General features: G+C 72.4%; 12 protein-coding genes. 5 read left to right on the forward strand and 7 right to left on the reverse strand.

Annotated features, from left to right (window positions below; translation table 11 throughout):
- Window positions 1-82: 82 nt before the first annotated feature.
- On the reverse strand, window positions 83-718 hold the full coding sequence (locus tag ACWDSL_RS22620; protein WP_014179660.1) for a mycothiol-dependent nitroreductase Rv2466c family protein: 636 nt from the start codon (window positions 716-718) through the stop codon (window positions 83-85).
- Window positions 719-878: 160 nt separating this feature from the next.
- On the opposite strand from ACWDSL_RS22620, the gene pepN (ACWDSL_RS22625) reads away from it, so the two are divergent.
- Together pepN (ACWDSL_RS22625) and ACWDSL_RS22630 are read left to right on the forward strand one after the other, a co-directional pair.
- Complete coding sequence (pepN, locus tag ACWDSL_RS22625) at window positions 879-3,497, forward strand: aminopeptidase N (RefSeq protein ID WP_450488069.1); 2,619 nt, start codon at window positions 879-881, stop codon at window positions 3,495-3,497.
- Between the two features lie 130 nt (window positions 3,498-3,627).
- Window positions 3,628-4,671 (forward strand): hypothetical protein, encoded by a 1,044-nt coding sequence (locus ACWDSL_RS22630; protein WP_450488071.1) that lies wholly within the window; start codon window positions 3,628-3,630, stop codon window positions 4,669-4,671.
- Window positions 4,672-4,691: 20 nt separating this feature from the next.
- Here the strand turns inward: ACWDSL_RS22630 and ACWDSL_RS22635 are convergent, their stop codons facing one another.
- A complete protein-coding gene (locus ACWDSL_RS22635; RefSeq protein ID WP_450488073.1) occupies window positions 4,692-6,419 on the reverse strand; it encodes a TIGR03767 family metallophosphoesterase in 1,728 nt (575 codons plus the stop codon).
- Window positions 6,420-6,831: 412 nt separating this feature from the next.
- On the opposite strand from ACWDSL_RS22635, the gene ACWDSL_RS22640 reads away from it, so the two are divergent.
- Window positions 6,832-7,857 carry an aspartate-semialdehyde dehydrogenase gene (locus ACWDSL_RS22640; RefSeq protein ID WP_089506815.1) on the forward strand — a complete coding sequence of 342 codons (1,026 nt, stop codon included), beginning with the start codon at window positions 6,832-6,834 and terminating at the stop codon, window positions 7,855-7,857.
- Between the two features lie 172 nt (window positions 7,858-8,029).
- Complete coding sequence (gene pepN / locus ACWDSL_RS22645) at window positions 8,030-10,603, forward strand: aminopeptidase N (RefSeq protein WP_450488076.1); 2,574 nt, start codon at window positions 8,030-8,032, stop codon at window positions 10,601-10,603.
- 86 nt (window positions 10,604-10,689) lie between these two features.
- On the opposite strand, the gene ACWDSL_RS22650 is transcribed toward pepN (ACWDSL_RS22645), so the two are convergent.
- From ACWDSL_RS22650 to ACWDSL_RS22665, 4 genes are all read right to left on the reverse strand, one after another.
- Entirely contained in the window at window positions 10,690-11,667 is a 978-nt protein-coding gene (locus tag ACWDSL_RS22650; protein WP_450488078.1) for an acyl-ACP desaturase, read from the reverse strand.
- Window positions 11,668-11,968: 301 nt separating this feature from the next.
- On the reverse strand, window positions 11,969-12,205 hold the full coding sequence (locus tag ACWDSL_RS22655) for a hypothetical protein (protein ID WP_089506818.1): 237 nt from the start codon (window positions 12,203-12,205) through the stop codon (window positions 11,969-11,971).
- The gene (gene malQ / locus ACWDSL_RS22660) at window positions 12,202-14,508 is read right to left on the reverse strand and encodes a 4-alpha-glucanotransferase (RefSeq protein WP_450488080.1); all 2,307 of its coding nucleotides are present in this window, start codon (window positions 14,506-14,508) and stop codon (window positions 12,202-12,204) included. The genes ACWDSL_RS22655 and malQ overlap by 4 nt, the downstream gene beginning before the upstream one ends.
- An 11-nt stretch (window positions 14,509-14,519) precedes the next feature.
- Entirely contained in the window at window positions 14,520-14,783 is a 264-nt protein-coding gene (locus ACWDSL_RS22665; RefSeq protein WP_450488082.1) for a hypothetical protein, read from the reverse strand.
- A 428-nt stretch (window positions 14,784-15,211) separates the two neighbouring features.
- Between ACWDSL_RS22665 and ACWDSL_RS22670 the strand changes: the two genes are divergently transcribed.
- Window positions 15,212-18,199, forward strand: coding sequence for a beta-N-acetylglucosaminidase domain-containing protein (locus ACWDSL_RS22670; protein ID WP_450488084.1), 2,988 nt, complete (start codon window positions 15,212-15,214; stop codon window positions 18,197-18,199).
- Window positions 18,200-18,342: 143 nt separating this feature from the next.
- On the opposite strand, the gene ACWDSL_RS22675 is transcribed toward ACWDSL_RS22670, so the two are convergent.
- Window positions 18,343-18,879 carry an HNH endonuclease gene (locus tag ACWDSL_RS22675; protein ID WP_014179649.1) on the reverse strand — a complete coding sequence of 179 codons (537 nt, stop codon included), beginning with the start codon at window positions 18,877-18,879 and terminating at the stop codon, window positions 18,343-18,345.
- Window positions 18,880-18,922 lie beyond the last annotated feature (43 nt).

Below are 18,922 nucleotides of genomic sequence, written 5' to 3' on the forward strand. Positions count from 1 at the left end.
CCGCGCGACCGTGTCGCGCGGGGGCCTTCACCTGTCCGTCGTACGTACTTCAGGTGTGCCTCAGGTGTGCCTCAGGTGTGCCTCAGTCGAAGATCGGGCCCACCGTGCGGGTGCGCTTGATCTCGTAGAAGCCGGGGATCGAGGCGACCATCAGCGTGCCGTCCCACAGCTGGGCGGCGGCCTCGCCCTTGGGCGCGGGGGTCACGACCGGGCCGAAGAAGGCGATCTGCTCGCCGTCGGGGCCGGGGACCGCGATGACCGGGGTGCCCACGTCCTGGCCGACCAGGTCGATGCCCTCCTTGTGGGAGGCGCGCAGCTCGGTGTCGTACTCGTCGGAGTCGGCGGCGTCCGCGAGCTCGGCGGGCAGGCCGGCTTCCTCGAGGGCGGCGACGATCGTCTCGCGGTTCTTCTCCAGCCCCTGGTTGTGGAAGCGGGTGCCGAGGGCGGTGTAGAGCGGGCCGAGGACGTCGCTGCCGTGCTTCTGCGCGGCGGCGATGCAGACCCGGACCGGACCCCAGGCGGTCTTCATCAGCTCGCGGTACTCCTCGGGCAGTTCGTCGACCCGGGGCTCGTTGAGCACGGCCAGACTCATCACATGCCAGCGCACCTCGACCGGGCGGACCTTCTCCACCTCCAGCATCCAGCGGGAGGTCATCCAGGCCCACGGGCACAGCGGGTCGAACCAGAAGTCGGCAGGAGTCTTGGCAGTTTCGGTCACGATCTCTCCTCGAACGGACAGCTATGGGAAAGCGATAGGTGTTCCGGGAAACACGGCCGGGCGTGGCGGCCATTCCCCGATTCCCGTTGTCAGTGCCGCGTGACATGATTTCGCGTGTTCGAGTGTCCGATATTCGAGACGATGACGAGGGAGCCGCGTCTTGCCCGGCGAGAACCTGACCCGTGACGAAGCCCGAGAGCGCGCGCAGCTGCTGACCGTGGACGCGTACGACGTGGCGCTCGACCTGCGGTCCGCGGTCGGGGAGCACGCGGGTCAGGGTCCGCGCACCTTCCGCTCGACGACCACGCTGCGCTTCCGCTGCGCCGAGCCGGGGGCGGCGTCCTTCGCCGATCTGATCGCGCCGCGGGTCACCGCCGTGCGGCTGAACGGACGGGAGCTCGACCCGAAGGCCGTCTTCGACGGCGCGCGGATCGCCCTCGACTCCCTCGCCGCGGAGAACGAGCTGGTGGTGGAGGCGCAGTGCGCCTACAGCAGGACCGGTGAGGGGCTGCACCGCTTTGTGGACCCCGAGGACGGCCAGGTCTATCTGTACACGCAGTACGAGCCGGCCGACTCCCGCCGCGTCTTCGCGAACTTCGAGCAGCCCGACCTCAAGGCCCGCTTCACCTTCTCGGTGACCGCCCCGCAGGACTGGACGGTGCTCAGCAACGGCGCGGTGGCGGCGCTCGAGCCGTGGGGAGCGGGTGACGGGTTCGCCACCACCCACTTCGCGCCGACCGAGCCGATCTCGACGTACATCACGGCGGTCGTGGCCGGCCCGTACCACTATGTACGGGACCACTACAGCCGCGCCCTGCCGGACGGCTCGGCCCTGGAGATCCCGCTGGGGGCGCTGTGCCGCGCCTCGCTCGCCAAGCACTTCGACGCGGACGACATCTTCACCGTCACCAAGCAGGGCCTGGACTTCTTCCACGACCACTTCGACTACCCGTACCCGTTCGGGAAGTACGACCAGGCGTTCGTGCCCGAGTACAACCTCGGCGCGATGGAGAACCCGGGCTGTGTGACCTTCCGTGAGGAGTTCGTCTTCCGCGGCAAGGTCACCCAGGCCTCGTACGAGCACCGGGCCAATGTGATCCTCCACGAGATGGCCCATATGTGGTTCGGCGACCTGGTCACCATGGAGTGGTGGGACGACCTGTGGCTCAAGGAGTCCTTCGCGGACTTCATGGGCGCCTTCTCGCTCGTCGAGTCGACCCGCTTCACCGACGGCTGGATCACCTTCGCCAACCGCCGCAAGGCCTGGGCGTACCGCGCCGACCAGTTGCCGTCCACCCACCCGGTCACGGCCGATATCCGCGACCTGGAGGACGCCAAGCTCAACTTCGACGGGATCACCTACGCCAAGGGCGCCTCCGTCCTCAAGCAGCTGGTGGCCTACGCCGGGCGGGACGCCTTCCTGGAGGGCGCGCGCCGCTACTTCAAGCGCCATGCGTACGGCAATACGCGCCTGACCGATCTGCTGTCGGTGCTGACCGAGACCTCCGGCCGGGACATGGCCGCCTGGTCCCGGGCCTGGCTGGAGACGGCCGGGGTCAATGTGCTCACCCCCCAGGCCACCTATGACGCGGCCGGCCATATCACCGAGCTGTCGATCGTCCAGGAGGCCGCCTCCGCCGAGCATCCGACGCTGCGGCCGCACCGGGTCGCCGTCGGCCTTTACCGGCGGGCCGGCGCGGCGGCGGACGGGACCGGCGCGCTGGTGCGCTACGCGCGGGCCGAGGTCGACGTGGACGGCCCCCGTACGGTGGTGGCCGAGCTGACCGGGGCCGAGCGGCCCGAGCTGATCCTGGTCAACGACGACGACCTCACCTACTGCAAGGTCCGCTTCGACGAGGCCTCGCTGGACACCCTGCGCGCCCACCTGGGCGAGCTGACCGACCCCCTCGCGCGGGCGCTGTGCTGGTCCGCCCTGTGGAATCTGACGCGGGACGCGCTGATGCCCGCCCGCGACTTCCTGGACCTGGTGGAGCGCTTCGGCGGGGCGGAGACCGATATCGGCGTGCTCCAGATGGTCCAGGCGTGGGCCCAGTCGGCGCTCCAGCACTACGCGGCGCCCGACTGGCGCGAGGAGGGCGGCCTGCGGGTCGCCGAGGGCGCGCTGCGCGAGCTGCGGCTGGCCGCGCCGGGCAGCGGCCACCAGCTGGCCTGGGCGCGGTTCTTCGCCCAGACCGCCGCCACCGACCTGGACCAGCGGCTGCTGCTCGGGCTGCTGGACGGCACGGCCCGGATCGACGGGCTGGATGTCGACCAGGAGCTGCGCTGGACGTTCCTCGCCTCGCTGACCGCCCAGGGCGCGGCCGACGAGTCGCTGATCGCGGCGGAGCTGGGCCGCGACGACACCGCCTCCGGCAAGCGCCACCAGGTCCGCTGCCTGACCGCCCGGCCGTCGGCCGCGGTCAAGGCGGAGGCATGGGCGGCGGTCGTGGAGTCCGACGCGCTGTCCAACGCTCTGGTGGAGGCCACCATCGCGGGCTTCGCGCAGCCCTCGCAGGCGGACCTGCTCGCGCCGTACCAGGACCGGTACTTCGCCGTGATCGAGCGGGTGTGGCGGGAGCGGTCGATCGAGATCGCCATGTCGATCGTCCGCGGCCTGTTCCCCGCGCAGGGCGACCCCACGACCCTGGAGGCGGCCGACGCCTGGCTGACCCGCCATCCGAACGCGGCGCCGGCGCTGCGCCGACTGGTCCTGGAGGCGCGCGACGATCTCGCGCGGGCGCTGCGCGGACAGGAGTGCGACGCCCGCTCGGCCGTTTGACGGGGCTTTATCGGCAGATCAGCTGTTTTCGGCAATCGAACGTCCGTACTTTAGGACGGGGTTGTCCGTATTTGTCGACGAGCGTGTAACAGCGGTTAGCGGGCCGGGCGGGCCCGGGAATGGCGGGGTCATGAACTCCGACACCCCGCTCTCGCCCCGCCCGCTGCACCACCTCCCGGACGGCGGCCGCAGCGTTTTGACGAGTCGTCAACTCCGTGAGCACGGCGTGACGGCGGCCGAGGCCGCCGAGCGCTGCCGCCCCGGCGGACCCTGGCAGCGGATCCTGCCGGGCGTCCATCTGCTCCACCCCGGCCCCGCCACCGGCGAGGAGCGGCTGCACGCGGCGCTCCTGTACACCGCGAGCCGGGAGCGCCCGGGCCACCCGGAAGGCGCCGTTCCGGCACCCGGGGCGGGCGGCGGTCCGTACGGCGAGGCGATGATCACCGGACTGGCGGCGCTGGCCCTGCACCGCTTCTCCGCCGTCCCCTCGCTGCGCGCCCTGGACCGTGTCGATGTGCTCGTACCGCGTGCGCGGCGGCTGCGCGGGGCCGGCTATGTGCGCTTCGTCCGCGCCGCCGCCCTGCCCTGTCCCCGGGAGATCACCGGTCTGCCGACCGCCCCCGCCGCCCGCGCGCTGGCCGACACGGTGGCCCAGCTGTCCGACGCCTCGGCCGTACGCCGGCTGCTCATCGAGGCCGTACGCCAGGGGCACTGCGAGGCGTCGTCCGTCGTACGGGAGCTGAGCCGGGCCCGGCTGCTGTCCCGGCCGCATGTCGTCGACGCCGTCGACGCGCTGCTGGCCGAGGGGCGGGCCATGGCCGAGGCCCAGCTCTACGACATGGTGCGCGGATACTCCCTGCCCGAGCCGCTGTGGAACGTCGAGCTGCGGCTGCCCGGCGGCCCCCTGCTGTCCGGGGTGGACGCGTACTGGCCGCTGCAGGCCGTGGCGCTGGAGATCGACGCGCGCACCCCCCGCCAGGGCGGCGGGCACGATCCACTGGGCCGCTTCACGCCCGCGGGCGAGCATATGGAGCGGCTGGGCATCACGGTCGTGCGCGTCACGCCCAAGAAGCTCCGCGAGAGCCTGGAGACGCAGGCCGCGGTCGTCCGCACCGCGCTGATCGCGTCGATCGACCGCGAGCCCACGCCCTACCTCGTGATCCGGCCCAGGTGAGACCGGTTATATGAGACGGGTCACCGCTTGCGCAGCAGCAGCTCGGTGTTGCGGTCGTCCGCGTCGCCCGCCAGGGCCTGGCTGCGCCCCGGGGCGTTGTAGGACAGCTCGCGGTAGAGCGCGGCCAGGCCGGTCTGGGACAGATCGGCGTAGTCCGTGCGGCGCGGCGCGGCCGACTCGACGAGGGTGGTGAACAGCGACAGCGTGCCGTCGTGGTTGTCCACGACCTCGATCACCCGGGCCAGCTGGGGGAAGTCCACATGCGAGGCGGTGGTGATCTCCCAGAAGGTGCCACGCGGGGTGATCTCGTTCTTGTGGCTGTGGCCGTTGATCCACGCCAGCACCTGGGGGTGGCGCTGGAAGAGCGCCACGACCTCGTCGCCGCCGTGTCGGGCCTCGCGCGGGCGGGCCGGGTCACGGTTCAGGTTGTCCATGCTGCGGCTGTAGTGGTGGCTGAAGACCAGGATCCGGTCGTCCTTGTGGGCCTTCAGGGTCCGCTCCAGCCAGCGCAGCTGGGCGGTGCCCAGCGACCCGGTGTAGTGGCCGCCCGGGTCGGTGGTGTCCAGGCTGATGCCGAGGAGGCCGTCGGATATCCGGAACGAGTAGTAGCAGGTGCCCTCGTCGAGGTTGGCCTTGGTGTAGCCGTGGCCGACCGGGCCGGGCCCGGTGTGGGCCGGGTCGAGGTGCGCCGCGACGAAGTCCCGCTGGGAGAAGGGCGCGCGGCGCTCGTCGGGGGTGACGGTGCGCATGTCCTTCGCGTGCGCGCGCAGCAGCTCCTTCATGACCTTGCCCGTGGGGTCGCCGCCCTTGCGCTCGTCCTTGAAGCGCTCCTCGGCCTCGGCGGCCGGGATGATCTGGAGCTTGCGGCTGCCGGTGGCGAGGTCCGCGAAGTAGGAGCCGCCGAAGGAGTAGACACCGCCGGACAGGTCGTCGTGGTTGCCGATGGTCGAGTACCACGGCAGCCGCAGCCCGGGGCTGTTGACGGTGCGCAGCGCGGCCGTAAGGAAGCCGTCGATACGCGGGAAGCCGACCTGCTTGTCGGTGTCGCGCACCGCGCTCTCCGGGTGCCAGAACGCCTTGAGCCCGCTGTTCTGCACGCCCTCGTAGCGGCGCGGGTCGCCCGTGTTGGGGGTGATCCGGCCGCCGTTCATCACGCCCAGGAACCAGTCCAGCTCGATCCGCGCGTTGTTGTCGGTGTTGTCGCCGGTGGTCATGACGAAGGAGAGTGGGGAGCCGGTGGCCGGCCCGCCGCGCAGCCCGTTGACCCGCTCGATGAGGGACGCGGCGCCGACCACGGTCAGCGCCTCGTGGGGCCGCCAGGCGCCCGGGCGCCCGGCGCGCAGGAACTCGTACCGCAGCGGGTGCTGCACATCGGTGAGGTGCATGTCCGTGAGCTGTACGAAGGAGGCGAGCGTGGTGCGCCGGTCCTCCCGGCCGCCCTTGGCCCCGGCGAGCTCGGTGCGTACGGTACGGGCCCAGGCCGGGCCGTCGCCGAGCCTGCGGTAGGTGCCGCTGCCGCGCGGGGCGGAGAAGGTCTCCAGCGTCGTCCCGGCCTTCGAGGGGAGCGCGGGGGCGGTGACGACTCTGCGGGCGGCGGCGCGCACCTGGGCCGGCTGTGAGGCGGTCGCCGAACCGCTGCCGGGCCCGAAGGCGAGCCCGAGGCCCGTTGCGGCACCTGCGGAGGCGGTGGCGACGAGAAGGGTGCGGCGGTCGAGGGCGGCGTGGGTGGCGGACCGTATGCGGGACATGCGGGATCTCCCCGAGTGGATGCGCGGCAGCGGTCGGGCAGCGGGCTGCCCTGTCACTCCGGATCGTTGGCAGCGGGGATGGCCTGCGAGTTAACGATGCGGCAACGCCCAACGCCGAAATACGCACGTGGATCTTGGCGATAGCAAACGGTCATCCCGCACTCCGCAGCCGGAATCCCGCCGCTCACCCGGAGTTCACCGGACCTGGGAACGCCGACAGCACTCCGAAACGGGTTGCGCGCGGTGTGCGCGCGGCGTACGCCCGGCGCGGGGCCGTCCCGGGGACCGGACAATGGATTGGACAAGGTCGCCGGGGCCACCCGCATGATGGGAGGCACGCCAGGCACCCAGCAGCAGGCACAGAACGTGGCCAGGCGCCCAGCAGCAGGCACAGATCGTGAAGGAGCGCGTCGTGAGGATCGGAATCGTCGGAGCCACCGGCCAGGTCGGCGGGGTCATGCGGAAGATCCTCGAGGAGCGGGACTTCCCGGTCGAGGAGCTGCGCCTGTTCGCCTCGGCCCGCTCCGCCGGGCGCATGCTCCCCTGGCGGGACACCGAGATCGCCGTCGAGGACGCGGCCACCGCCGACTACTCCCGGCTGGACATCGCGCTGTTCTCCGCGGGCGGGGCCACCTCCCGGGCGCTGGCGTCCAAGGTCGCCTCGGCCGGCGCCGTGGTGATCGACAACTCCTCCGCCTGGCGGATGGACCCCGAGGTGCCGCTGGTGGTCTCCGAGGTCAACCCGGACGCCGTGGCCCACCGCCCCAAGGGCATCATCGCCAACCCGAACTGCACCACCATGGCCGCCATGCCGGTGCTGCGCCCGCTGCACGCGGAGGCGGGCCTGACCGCCCTGGTCGCCACCACCTACCAGGCCGTGTCCGGCTCCGGTCTGTCCGGTGTGGAGGAGCTGGACGGCCAGGTCCGCAAGGCCATCGACGGCGCGACCGCGCTGACCCACGACGGGGCCGCCGTGGAGTTCCCCGAGCCCGCCGTCTACAAGCGCCCCATCGCCTTCAACGTGCTGCCCTTCGCGGGCAATCTCGTCGACGACGGCCGGTTTGAAACCGACGAGGAGCAGAAGCTCCGCAACGAGTCCCGCAAGATCCTCGGGATCCCCGAGCTCAAGGTCTCCGGCACCTGCGTCCGGGTCCCCGTCTTCACCGGCCACTCGCTGCAGCTCAACGCCCGCTTCGCCAATCCGCTGAGCGTGGAGCGCGCCTACGAGCTGCTGGGGCAGGCCCCCGGCGTCGAGGTCTCCGAGATCCCCACCCCGCTTCAGGCCGCGGGCAACGACCCCAGCTATGTGGGCCGCATCCGCGTGGACGAGACGGTCGACAACGGGCTGGCGCTCTTCGTGTCCAACGACAACCTCCGCAAGGGCGCTGCGCTCAACGCCGTCCAGATCGCGGAGCTGGTGGCGGCCGAGCTCAGCTGAGCTCTCAGCCGAGCTCTCAGCCGAGCCGAGGCTCCGGGCAGCCGCGTTCCCGGCACCAGCCTCGTTCCCGGCACCTGACAGGCGCCCCGCGGCGCCGGGCGATTACCGCGGGCGGCGGATGGGCCTTGCGTGGAAGGATGGCCGAAACGTCGTATTCGAAGGAGATGCCCAGGTGCCTGGAACGAACCTGACCCGCGAAGAGGCGCAGCGGCGGGCGCGGCTGCTCAGCGTCGACTCGTACGAGATCGAGCTCGATCTCTCCGGCGCCCAGGAAGGCGGCACGTTCCGGTCGGTCACCTCGGTGCGCTTCGACGCGGCCGAGGCGGGCGACTCCTTCATCGACCTGGTCGCGCCCACCGTGCACCAGGTGGTGCTCAACGGATACGAACTGGACCCGGCCGACGTCTTCGCGGACTCCCGGATCGCGCTGGGCGGCCTCCAGCAGGGGCGCAACGAGCTGCGGGTCGTCGCGGACTGCGCGTACACCAACACCGGCGAGGGCCTGCACCGCTTTGTGGACCCGGTCGACCAGCAGGCATACCTCTACACCCAGTTCGAGGTGCCGGACGCGCGCCGGGTGTTCGCGAGCTTCGAGCAGCCGCACCTGAAGGCCACGTTCCAGTTCACCGTGACGGCGCCCGAGGGCTGGACGGTGATCTCCAACTCGCCGACGCCCGAACCCAAGGACAACGTCTGGCGCTTCGAGCCGACGCCGCGCATCTCGACGTACATCACCGCGCTGATCGTCGGGCCGTACCACAGCGTGCACAGCAGCTGGGAGGGCGAGGGGCGGTCGGTGCCGCTGGGCATCTACTGCCGCCCCTCGCTCGCCGAGTTCCTGGACTCGGACGCGATCTTCGAGGTGACCCGGCAGGGCTTCGACTGGTTCCAGGAGAAGTTCGACTACGCCTACCCCTTCGCCAAGTACGACCAGCTGTTCGTACCGGAGTTCAACGCGGGCGCGATGGAGAACGCGGGCGCGGTCACCATCCGCGACCAGTACGTCTTCCGCTCCAAGGTCACGGACGCGGCCTATGAGACGCGGGCGGAGACCATCCTCCACGAGCTGGCCCATATGTGGTTCGGCGACCTGGTCACCATGGAGTGGTGGAACGACCTGTGGCTGAACGAGTCGTTCGCCACCTTCACCTCCATCGCCTGCCAGGCGTCCGCGCCCGGCAGCAGGTGGCCGCACGCCTGGACCACCTTCGCCAACTCGATGAAGACCTGGGCCTACCGGCAGGACCAGCTGCCGTCCACCCACCCGATCATGGCCGAGATCCGCGACCTCGACGACGTCATGGTCAACTTCGACGGCATCACCTACGCGAAGGGCGCCTCCGTCCTCAAGCAGCTGGTCGCCTACGTCGGCGAGGAGGAGTTCTTCAAGGGCGTACAGGCGTATTTCAAGCGCCACGCCTACAAGAACACCCGGCTGTCCGACCTGCTCGGCGCGCTCGAGGAGACCAGCGGCCGGGACCTGAAGACCTGGTCCAAGGCGTGGCTGGAGACCGCGGGGATCAACATCCTGCGCCCGGAGATCGAAACCGACGCCTCCGGCACCATCACCTCCTTCGCCGTCCGGCAGGAAGCCCCGGCCCTGCCGCCCGGCGCCAAGGGCGAGCCCTTGCTGCGCCCGCACCGCATCGCGATCGGCCTGTACGACATCGACGCCACCGGCAAGCTGGTGCGCGGCGAGCGGATCGAGGTCGACGTGGACGGCGAGCTGACCCCCGTGGCCGCCCTGGCCGGCCTCAAGCGCCCGGCCGTGATCCTGCTCAACGACGACGACCTGTCGTACGCCAAGGTGCGCCTGGACCCCGACTCCCTGGCCGTGGTCACCGAGCATCTGGGCGACTTCGAGGCGTCCCTGCCGCGCGCCCTGTGCTGGGCCTCCGCCTGGGACATGACCCGCGACGGCGAACTGGCCACCCGCGACTACCTCTCCCTGGTGCTGTCCGGTATCGCCAAGGAGTCGGACATCGGCGTCGTCCAGTCGCTGCAGCGCCAGGCCAAGCTGGCCCTCGACCTGTACGCGGCCCCCGACTGGCGCCCGACGGGCCTGGCGCGGTGGACCGAGGCCACCGTGGACCACCTGCGGGCCGCCGCCCCCGGCAGCGACCACCAGCTGGCCTGGGCGCGGGCCTTCGCCGACACCGCCCGCACCGACGCACAGCTCGACCTGCTGGCCGGGCTGCTGGCGGGCACCGAGACCATCGAGGGCCTGGCCGTCGACACCGAGCTGCGCTGGGCCTTGCTGGAGCGGCTGGCCGCGACCGGCCGGTCCGACGGGGCCTCGGTCGACGCCGAGCTGGAGCGGGACCGCACCTCGGCGGGCGAGCGCCACGCGGCCACCGCGCGCGCCGCCCGGCCGACGCCGGAGGCGAAGGCCGAGGCGTGGGCGTCGATCGTGGAGTCCGACAAGCTGCCGAACGCGGTGCAGGAGTCGGTGATCCGCGGCTTCATCCAGACCGACCAGCGCGAGCTGCTGGCCCCGTACGCCGAGAAGTACTTCGCGGCGGTCAAGGGCGTCTGGGACAGCCGCAGCCACGAGATGGCGCAGCAGATCGCGATCGGCCTCTACCCGACCGTACAGATCTCACAGGCCACGCTGGACGCGACCGACGCCTGGCTGGCCTCCGCCGAGCCCAGCGCGGCGCTGCGCCGCCTGGTCACCGAGTGCCGCGCGGGCGTCGAGCGGGCGCTCAGGGCCCAGGCCGCGGACGCGGCGGCTGCGGCGGGCTGACGGTACACATACACGGATGAGGGCGCCCCGGACCGGGTTGGTCCGGGGCGCCCTCGTGTCCGGTGCCTCGCGTCTGGTCCGGTGCCTCAGACCTGCGCGGCGATGCGGGCCGCGCGGCGGGCCAGCATCGCCTCGCGCCGCTCGTCGAACTTGGTGGCCTGGGCGTCCAGACCGCCCATGTAAAGACCCAGCTCCTCCTGCGCCTTCAGCCCCTCGCCCGAGAGCCCGGAGATCTCCAGGACCTTGAGGAAGCGCAGCACGGGCTGGAGGACGTCGTCGTGGTGGATGCGCAGGTTGTAGATGCCGCCGATGGCCATCTGCGCGGCGGCCCGCTCGAACCCGGGCATACCGTGCCCCGGCATACGGAAGCCGACCACCACATCGCGTACGGCGCTCATGGTCTGGTCGGGCGCCAGTTCAAACGCCTTCGCCAGCAGATTCCGGTAGAAGACCATGTGCAGGTTCTCGTCGGTGGCGATACGGGCCAGCATCCGGTCACAGAGCGGGTCGCCGGAGTGGTGGCCGGTGTTGCGGTGCGATATACGGGTGGCGAGCTCCTGGAAGGCCACGTACGCGATGGAGTGCAGCATGCTGTGGCCGTTGTCGGATTCGAACCCCTCGCCCATGTGGGCCATCCGGAACCGCTCCAGCTCGACCGGGTCGACCGCGCGGGTGGTGAGCAGGTAGTCACGCATGACGATGCCGTGCCGGCCCTCCTCCGCCGTCCACCGGTGCACCCAGGTGCCCCACGCGCCGTCGCGGCCGAAGCGCGTGGCGATCTCGTGGTGGTAGCTGGGCAGGTTGTCCTCGGTCAGCAGATTGACCACGAGCGCGATCCGGCCCACGTCGGTGACCTTGGACTGCTCGGGCGCCCACGCCTCGCCGCCCATCACGCCGTCGAAGTTGCGGCCGTCGCTCCACGGCACGTACTCGTGCGGCATCCACTCCTTGGCGGCCTTCAGATGCCGGTTGAGCTCCACCTCGACGACCTCTTCGAGCGCGAACAGCAGGCGGCTGTCGCTCCATACGGCCTGACCGTGACGGCTGGTTGGGGCGAGGGTCACAGTGGGCTCCTGGGGATGTCGTGCGAGGGTAAACCTACGGCGCCGTAAGTTTGACTTACGGCTCCGTAGGTTACGACACCGTAGGTTAAAGCGGAAATAAATGGCCGGGTGCGCACCGGGAAATCCCATGCAGCTACGGCAGAGCACGGAGAGACGCGCGGAAACGCAGCGGCGCCGGGGAAACGCAACGGCGTGGGGAAACGCAACGAGGGCGCCCACCGGCATCCAGCCGGGGGCGCCCTCGTCACGGCGTCCTCAGTGACAGCTTGTGTCAGCTCGTGTCACCTTGTGTCAGTACGTGTCAGTCACTGCGCTTGCGCGTCTTGTCGCCGAGCATCACCAGACCGGCGATCACGACGAAGAGCACGATGGGAGTGACGACATAGAGGCCCAGCGTCTCCGCGACGCTCAGGCCCGGACCCGGGTCGTCACCATCGTCGCGGAGCGCGAACGCGGGGGACGACACCATCAGCATCGCCGTCGTCGCGGCGATGACGGCACCGGCGCGAACGGCGTTCTTTTTGACCTTGTTGCTCACGGACTCACGGTATCGGACGCCCTCGCGCCCCGCGTGCGCGGGGTGGGCTTGCCCCGGGCACCGGCCGCGCCCCCGCCCCGTGCCACCCGCGCCACCTCGCCCATCAGGGCATGCAGCCGCGGCGAGGCCACCAGATCCTCCAGCGATACGGGGCGGCCGGTCGCGTCCGCGATGGGCAGCCGCCAGTTCGGATACTGGTCCCAGGTCCCGGGGAGGTTCTGCGGGCGCCGGTCCCCCACCGTGTCCGGCAGCCACACCCCGACCAGCTTCGCCGGGGTGCGCAGCAGAAAGCGGTGGACGGCCTTCACGGCCGCCTCCTCGTCGCCCGGCCCCTCCGGCAGCATCCCCAGCCGCCCCAGCAGCCCCAGCCACTCCGCGAGCTCCACCGCCTCCTCGGCCCGTTCGCGCGCGAACGGGCGGGTGAGCAGGCCGAGCCGGTGCCGCAGCTCGACATGGCCGCCGGTGAGTCGGGCGGCGGTGCTCGGCAGATCGTGGGTGGTGACGGTCGCCAGGCAGTCCGCGCGCCACTCCTCGGGCCTCAGCGGACGGGCACGGGCGGGCACGGCGTCCCGGGGCCGCGTACTCGTCGCACCGCCTCCGCTTGCCCCGCTGACGCTCTCCCCGCCGTCCTCGCCGGTCGCGCTGTCCCCGCCGATCCCGACGTCCTCGCCGCGCCCGCTGTTCCCGCCGTCCTCGCCGTTGTAGTTCCGCTCGAACCACAGCACCGACGTGCCCAGCACCCCGCGCCCCGCCAGCGCCTCCCGCACCCCCGGCTCCACCGTGCCCAGGTCCTCGCCGATGACCACCGCCCCCGCGCGATGCGCCTCCAGCGCGAGCACGCCGAGCATGGCCTCCGCGTCGTAGCGGACGTAACAGCCCTCGGTCGGCTCCCGCCCCTCCGGCACCCACCACAGCCGGAACAGGCCCATCACATGGTCGATGCGCAGCGCGCCCGCGTGCCGCAGCAGCCCGCGCAGCAGATCGCGGTAGACGGCGTAGCCCGTGGCGGCCAAGGCGTCCGGGCGCCACGGCGGCAGCCCCCAGTCCTGGCCGCGGGAGTTGAACGCGTCCGGCGGCGCGCCGATCGACATCCCGGACGCGAAGACGTCCCGCTGCGCCCAGGCGTCGGCGCCCGACGGATGCACCCCGACCGCCAGGTCGTGCACCAGGCCGATGGCCATCCCGGCATCGCGCGCGGCGCGCTGCGCGGCGGCCAGCTGCCCGTCCGTCAGCCAGGCGAGCCAGCAGTGGAAGTCGGCCCGGTCCAGGTGCTCGCCCCGGGCGCGGGCGACCGCGGCGGACCGGGGGTCGGCCAGGCCGTCCGGCCAGGCGCGCCAGGTGGGGCCGTGAAGCTCGGCGAGCGCGCTCCAGATCGCGTGGTCCTCGAGGGCCTGACCGCGCTCGGCCAGGAAGTCGCAGTAGGCGGCCCGCCGGCCGGGGCTGAGCGGCACGGTCCGCACCAGCTCCAGGGCCTCCCGCTTGAGCGCCCACACCGCGTCCCGGTCGATCAGCGCGCCCTCGTGGAGCACGGCGGTGCGCAGCGCGGCGGCCCGCTCCAGCAGCTGGTCGACGCGGTCGCGCGCGGGGCCGCGCAGCTGGGCGTACTCGGGCACGTCCTCGACCCGTAAGTGGACCGGGTCGGGGAAGCGGCGGGAGGAGGGGCGGTACGGCGAGGGGTCGGTGGGCTCGGCAGGCGTGCCGGGCACGGCCGCGTGCAGCGGGTTGAGCTGGACGAACCCGGCGCCCAGCGCCCGGCCCGACCAGGCGGCGAGGTCGGCCAGATCGCCGAGGTCGCCCATCCCCCAGGAGCGCGCGGACAGCAGCGAGTACAGCTGGACGAGGAAGCCGTGGCTGCGCGCCGGGGGCGCCGGCATCCGGTCGGGGGCGACGACCAGGGTGGCGGTGGCCGAGCCGCCGTCGGGGGCGTGGGCGTGCACGGTGTGGCGGCCCAGGGGGAGCGCGGAGGACGCCGGGCCGTCGGCCTCCGGCCGCCAGTCGAGCGCCGCGCCGTGCGCACCGGCCGCGCCGTTCTCGGGCGTCACCCGCAGCACGGTGCCCTCGGGCAGCCGCAGCCGGGGCGGCCGGCCGGGGCGCACCACCACGCAGGGCGGCAGCAGCCGGGCGCGCTCCTCGCGCTCGTGCCGCTCCAGGGCGGCCTGTACGGAGTGAGGGGTCGAGGCGTCCACGCCGAGCGCGGCGAGCACGGCGACGACCGTGTCGTCGGGCACCCGCACGGTGCGGCCGGGGGCGGGCTCGTAGGAGGTGGCGACGCCGTGCAGCTCGGCGAGGAGCGCTCTGCCCATCAGGACTCCATTCAGAACTCCATGGGCTCCATGCCCGCCCCGGCGCCGAACGCGACAGTGGTCGGCTCGCTCGTCAGCGGCAGTTCGGCGGCGAGCGGGGGCTCGCTGGTCAGGGGGGCGATATCGGCGGGCGCAGGCTCACTGGTGAGCGGCGTCTCCGCGTGCAGAGCCGAGCCGAACCCCTCCAGGTCGGGGTGGGAGACCCCGGCGTACGGGTCGGGCTCGGGCACAGGTTTGGACAGAGCAGAGAGCAGAAGCTGAGCTGACGCGGCCACACGGGCCTCCGTGAGGGTGTCGGCAGTGGGACAGGGCAGGCCTACCCACTCGAGGCGGTCGCAGACGTAACCGGTCCCCTGACGTGCCTCAGCTCACATCCCCTGAAGCAGACGATTTGACGGTCGCAAGGGGTCCGGAGCCCATAGCTTACTGACCAACCCGACATTCCGGCGTGAGACTTTCGGCCTCAGGGATGCGCGCCCCGGCCGCCGCCGGCCCACTCCCTCCACAGTGCTCATCTCGTCACACCACACACCATGGCATTACCGGCATTTCGGTCACCGCCGTTGACACCCTCACACGCGCGATGGTGGGCTCGCGCCTATCAGGGCCACACCTAGACGAACCACCAGTCCGTATCGAGGAGAAGCCCGTGCAGTTGCGGGGAAACCGAGGACGAACATCGAGGGCGGCCGGAGCCACGGCCATGGCCGCCGCCGTCATCGGCGGACTGCTGGGCGGCGCGCCGGGCGCGGCCGCCACGCCCCAAAAGCCGGACGACCGCGGCGCCCCCGGCACCTCGACGACGGACCGCGAGAGCGACGGCGCCGTGCCGCCCGTATGGCCGCGCCCGCAGTCGCTGCGCGCCCAGGGGTCCGGCGTGAGCGTGAGCAAGGAGGTCACGCTCATAGCCGACGCCGACTCCGACCCGTACGCACTGGACGCGCTGCGCGCCCTGCTGCACGACGCCGGAGCGCGCATCGTCAACGAGGCCACCGAGCCCATACCCAAGGGAATGCCGCTCGCGGACGGTCTTGTGGTGCGCGTCGGCGGGCGGGGCGCGCAGAGCGCGCTGCGCGCCCTGGGCGCGCCCGAGCGCGGCGATCTGCCCTCCGGCGGCTACCGGCTCGCGACCGGCCAGGCGGCCGGGGTGCCGACGGTCGCGCTGTCCGGCGTCGGCCCGGACGGCCTCTTCCACGCCGTCCAGACGCTGCGGCAGCTCCTGGTCCGGCCCGCGCACGGCGCGGGCAGCTTCCCCGGGGTGACCGTACGCGACTGGCCCGCCGCCACGGTGCGCGGCACCACCGAGGGCTTCTACGGCCAGCCCTGGTCCCACCAGGACCGGCTCGCCCAGCTCGACTTCATGGGCCGTACCAAGCAGAACCGCTATCTCTACGCGCCCGGCGACGACCCCTACCGCCAGGCCCGCTGGCGCGACCCGTACCCCGCCGAGCGGCGCGAGGAGTTCCGGGAACTGGCCGACCAGGCCCGCCGCAACCACGTCACCCTCGGCTGGGCGGTCTCGCCCGGCCAGGAGCTGTGCTTCTCCTCCGCCGAGGACCGCAGGGCGCTGCTGCGCAAGGTGGACGCCATGTGGGCGCTCGGGGTGCGCGCCTTCCAACTCCAGTTCCAGGACGTCAGCTACAGCGAGTGGCACTGCGGGGCGGACGCCGACACCTACGGCTCGGGCCCCGAGGCGGCGGCCAAGGCGCAGGCCGAGGTCGCCGGCACGGTCGCCGCGCACCTGGCCGCGCGCCACCCCGACGCCGCCCCGCTCTCCTTGATGCCGACCGAGTACTACCAGGACGGCGCCACCGAATTCCGGCGCGCGCTGGCCGCCCAGGTCGACCCCGGTGTGGAGATCGCCTGGACCGGCGTCGGGGTGGTGCCCAAGACCATCACCGGCAGCGAACTGGCCGGCGCCCGGACCGCGTTCGGCCACCCGTTGCTCACCATGGACAACTACCCGGTCAACGACTACGCCCAGGACCGGGTCTTCCTCGGCCCGTACACCGGGCGCGACCCGGCCGTCGCCACCCAGTCGGCGGGGCTGCTCGCCAACGCCATGGAGCAGCCGACCGCCTCCCGTATCGCGCTGTTCACCGCCGCGGACTTCGCCTGGAACCCGCGCGGCTACCGCGCCCAGGAGTCCTGGCGGGCCGCCGTCGACGACCTCGCCGGACCCGACCCCCGCGCCCGCGCGGCCCTGCGCGCGCTCGCCGGAAACGACGCGTCCTCGGTCCTCGGCGGCGAGGAGTCCGCGTATCTGCGCCCGCTGATCGAGGCATTCTGGACGGCGCTCGCCGGAGGCAAGGGACAGCGGCTCGACCGGGCGGCGGACCGGCTGCGCTCGGCCTTCACCACGATGCGGGACGCCCCCGACCGGCTCGATACGACCCTGGGTGGCGAACTGGGCCCCTGGCTCGACCAATTGGGGCGCTACGGCGACGCCGGAGCGCAGGCCGTGGACATGCTCACCGCCCAGGCGCGCGGCGACGGGGCGGCGAGCTGGTCGGCCCGGACCGCGGTGCAGGAACTGAACGAGAAGATCGCGAAGAGCCGGGTGACCGTGGGCAAGGGTGTCCTGGGCCCCTTCCTGAAGGAAGCCCTCACCCGGGCCGACGCCTGGACGGGCCTGGACGCCGCGGACCAGAAGTCGCTGCACACCTCCAAGGCCCAGCGCGCCGCCGCCGACGGCGACGCGGCGACCTCACTGGCCTCCACCGGCCCGGTCACCGTGCGCTTCGACCGCGCCCGCCCGCTCAGCGCGGTCTCCGCGCTCACCGGGCGCGCCGCGGTCTCCCCCGGCACCGTCTGGGCCCATGTCCCCGAGGAGGGCTGGCGGAAGCTCGGCGCGGTCTCCGGCAGCGGCTGGACCCAGCTCGCGGGCCGTGGCGTACGGGCCGACGCGATACGGCTGGTCTGGGAGGCGGGCACGACGCCGCCCGACGTACACGAGATCACCCCGTGGTTCGCCGACACCCCGGCCGCCGAGCTGCGGCTGTCCCGGGACGCGGTCGACGCCGAGACCGGCGGCCGCGCCGTCGTCGTCGAGGCCCGCATCACCCCGCGCCGCCCCGAGGACATCCACGGCAAGCTGACCGTCCACGCGCCGCGCGGCATCCGCGTCACGGCCGACAAGGCGGTGACCGCCCGGCGCGGATCCACCGCGACCGCCCGGATCGAGGTTTCGATCCCGGAAGGAACCAAAGCGGGGACTTTCACCGTCCCGGTGCGCTTCGGCTCACAGGAGACCGTGCTGACCGTACGGGCCTTCCCGCCCACCGGCGGCCCCGACCTGGCCCGCGCGGACGGCACGAAAGCGACGTCGTCGGCCGATGAGACCGCAGACTTCCCGGCCTCCGCCGCGGTCGACGGCGACCCCGCCACCCGCTGGTCCTCCCCCGCCGACGACGGCGCCTGGCTCCAGTTGGAGCTCGCCCGCCCGGCCCGGGTCGGCCGGCTCGATCTGCGCTGGCAGGACGCCTACGCCAGCCGCTACCGCGTCCAGGTCTCGGCCGACGGCCGCACCTGGCGCACCGCGGCCACCGTCTCCGACGGCCGGGGCGGGCACGAAACCGTCCGGATGGACGCCCCCGGCACCCGCTTCATCCGCGTCCAGGGTGCCGAGCGCGCCACCCGCTTCGGCTACTCCCTGTGGTCGGTGGCGGCGTACGCGGTGACAGCGGACTGAAAAGCGGGCCGAGCCCCCGCGGGCCGCGGGACCGTACAGCGCGCAGCACAGGACCGTGGCCCCCGCTCCGCCGCGGGGGCCACGGTCCACGGACTCGCCGCGCATACACCGCGCAGGCACGCAGACATGACGATGGCCCGGTCTCAGGCAGATTTGCCGTCGATCCGGGCCATGGCGTCTTCCGCGCCGTACGGCTGCAGGTATGGCAGCCAGCGCGGGTCCCTATGCCCGGTGCCGATGATCCGCCAGGCGAGGCCCGACGGCGGCGCCGGCTGATGGCGCAGCCGCCAGCCGATCTCCGCGACATGGCGGTCGGCTTTGACATGGTTGCAGCGACGGCACGCGGCCACCACGTTCTCCCACGTGTGCTGGCCGCCGCGGCTGCGGGGGATCACGTGGTCGACGCTGGTCGCCACGCCACCGCAGTACGCACATCGCCCGCCGTCGCGGGCGAACAGGGCACGGCGGGTGAGTGGCACGGGGCCCCGGTAGGGCATCCGGACGAATCGCTTCAAACGGACCACGCTGGGTGCGGGTATGACACGGGTCGCGCTGTGCATCAGGGCGCCTGAGTCCTCAAGGCTGACGGCCTTGTCGTTGAGGACGAGTACGAGCGCGCGGCGGAGCGGTACGACGCCGAGCGGCTCGTACGACGCGTTGAGGACCAGGACATGCGGCACGGGTGCCTCCTTGTACGCCGGCGGCGCGTGGCTCGCGCCGGGA

Source organism: Streptomyces sp. NPDC000941, assembly GCF_053599555.1.

Excerpts from the sequence above, each read along its gene's own strand:
- ACWDSL_RS22630 (WP_450488071.1), top strand. The coding sequence starts at position 3,628 with ATGAACTCCGACACCCCGCTCTCGCCCCGCCCGCTGCACCACCTCCCG.
- ACWDSL_RS22635 (WP_450488073.1), bottom strand. The coding sequence starts at position 6,419 with ATGTCCCGCATACGGTCCGCCACCCACGCCGCCCTCGACCGCCGCACC.
- malQ (WP_450488080.1), bottom strand. The coding sequence starts at position 14,508 with ATGGGCAGAGCGCTCCTCGCCGAGCTGCACGGCGTCGCCACCTCCTAC.
- ACWDSL_RS22670 (WP_450488084.1), top strand. The coding sequence starts at position 15,212 with ATGGCCGCCGCCGTCATCGGCGGACTGCTGGGCGGCGCGCCGGGCGCG.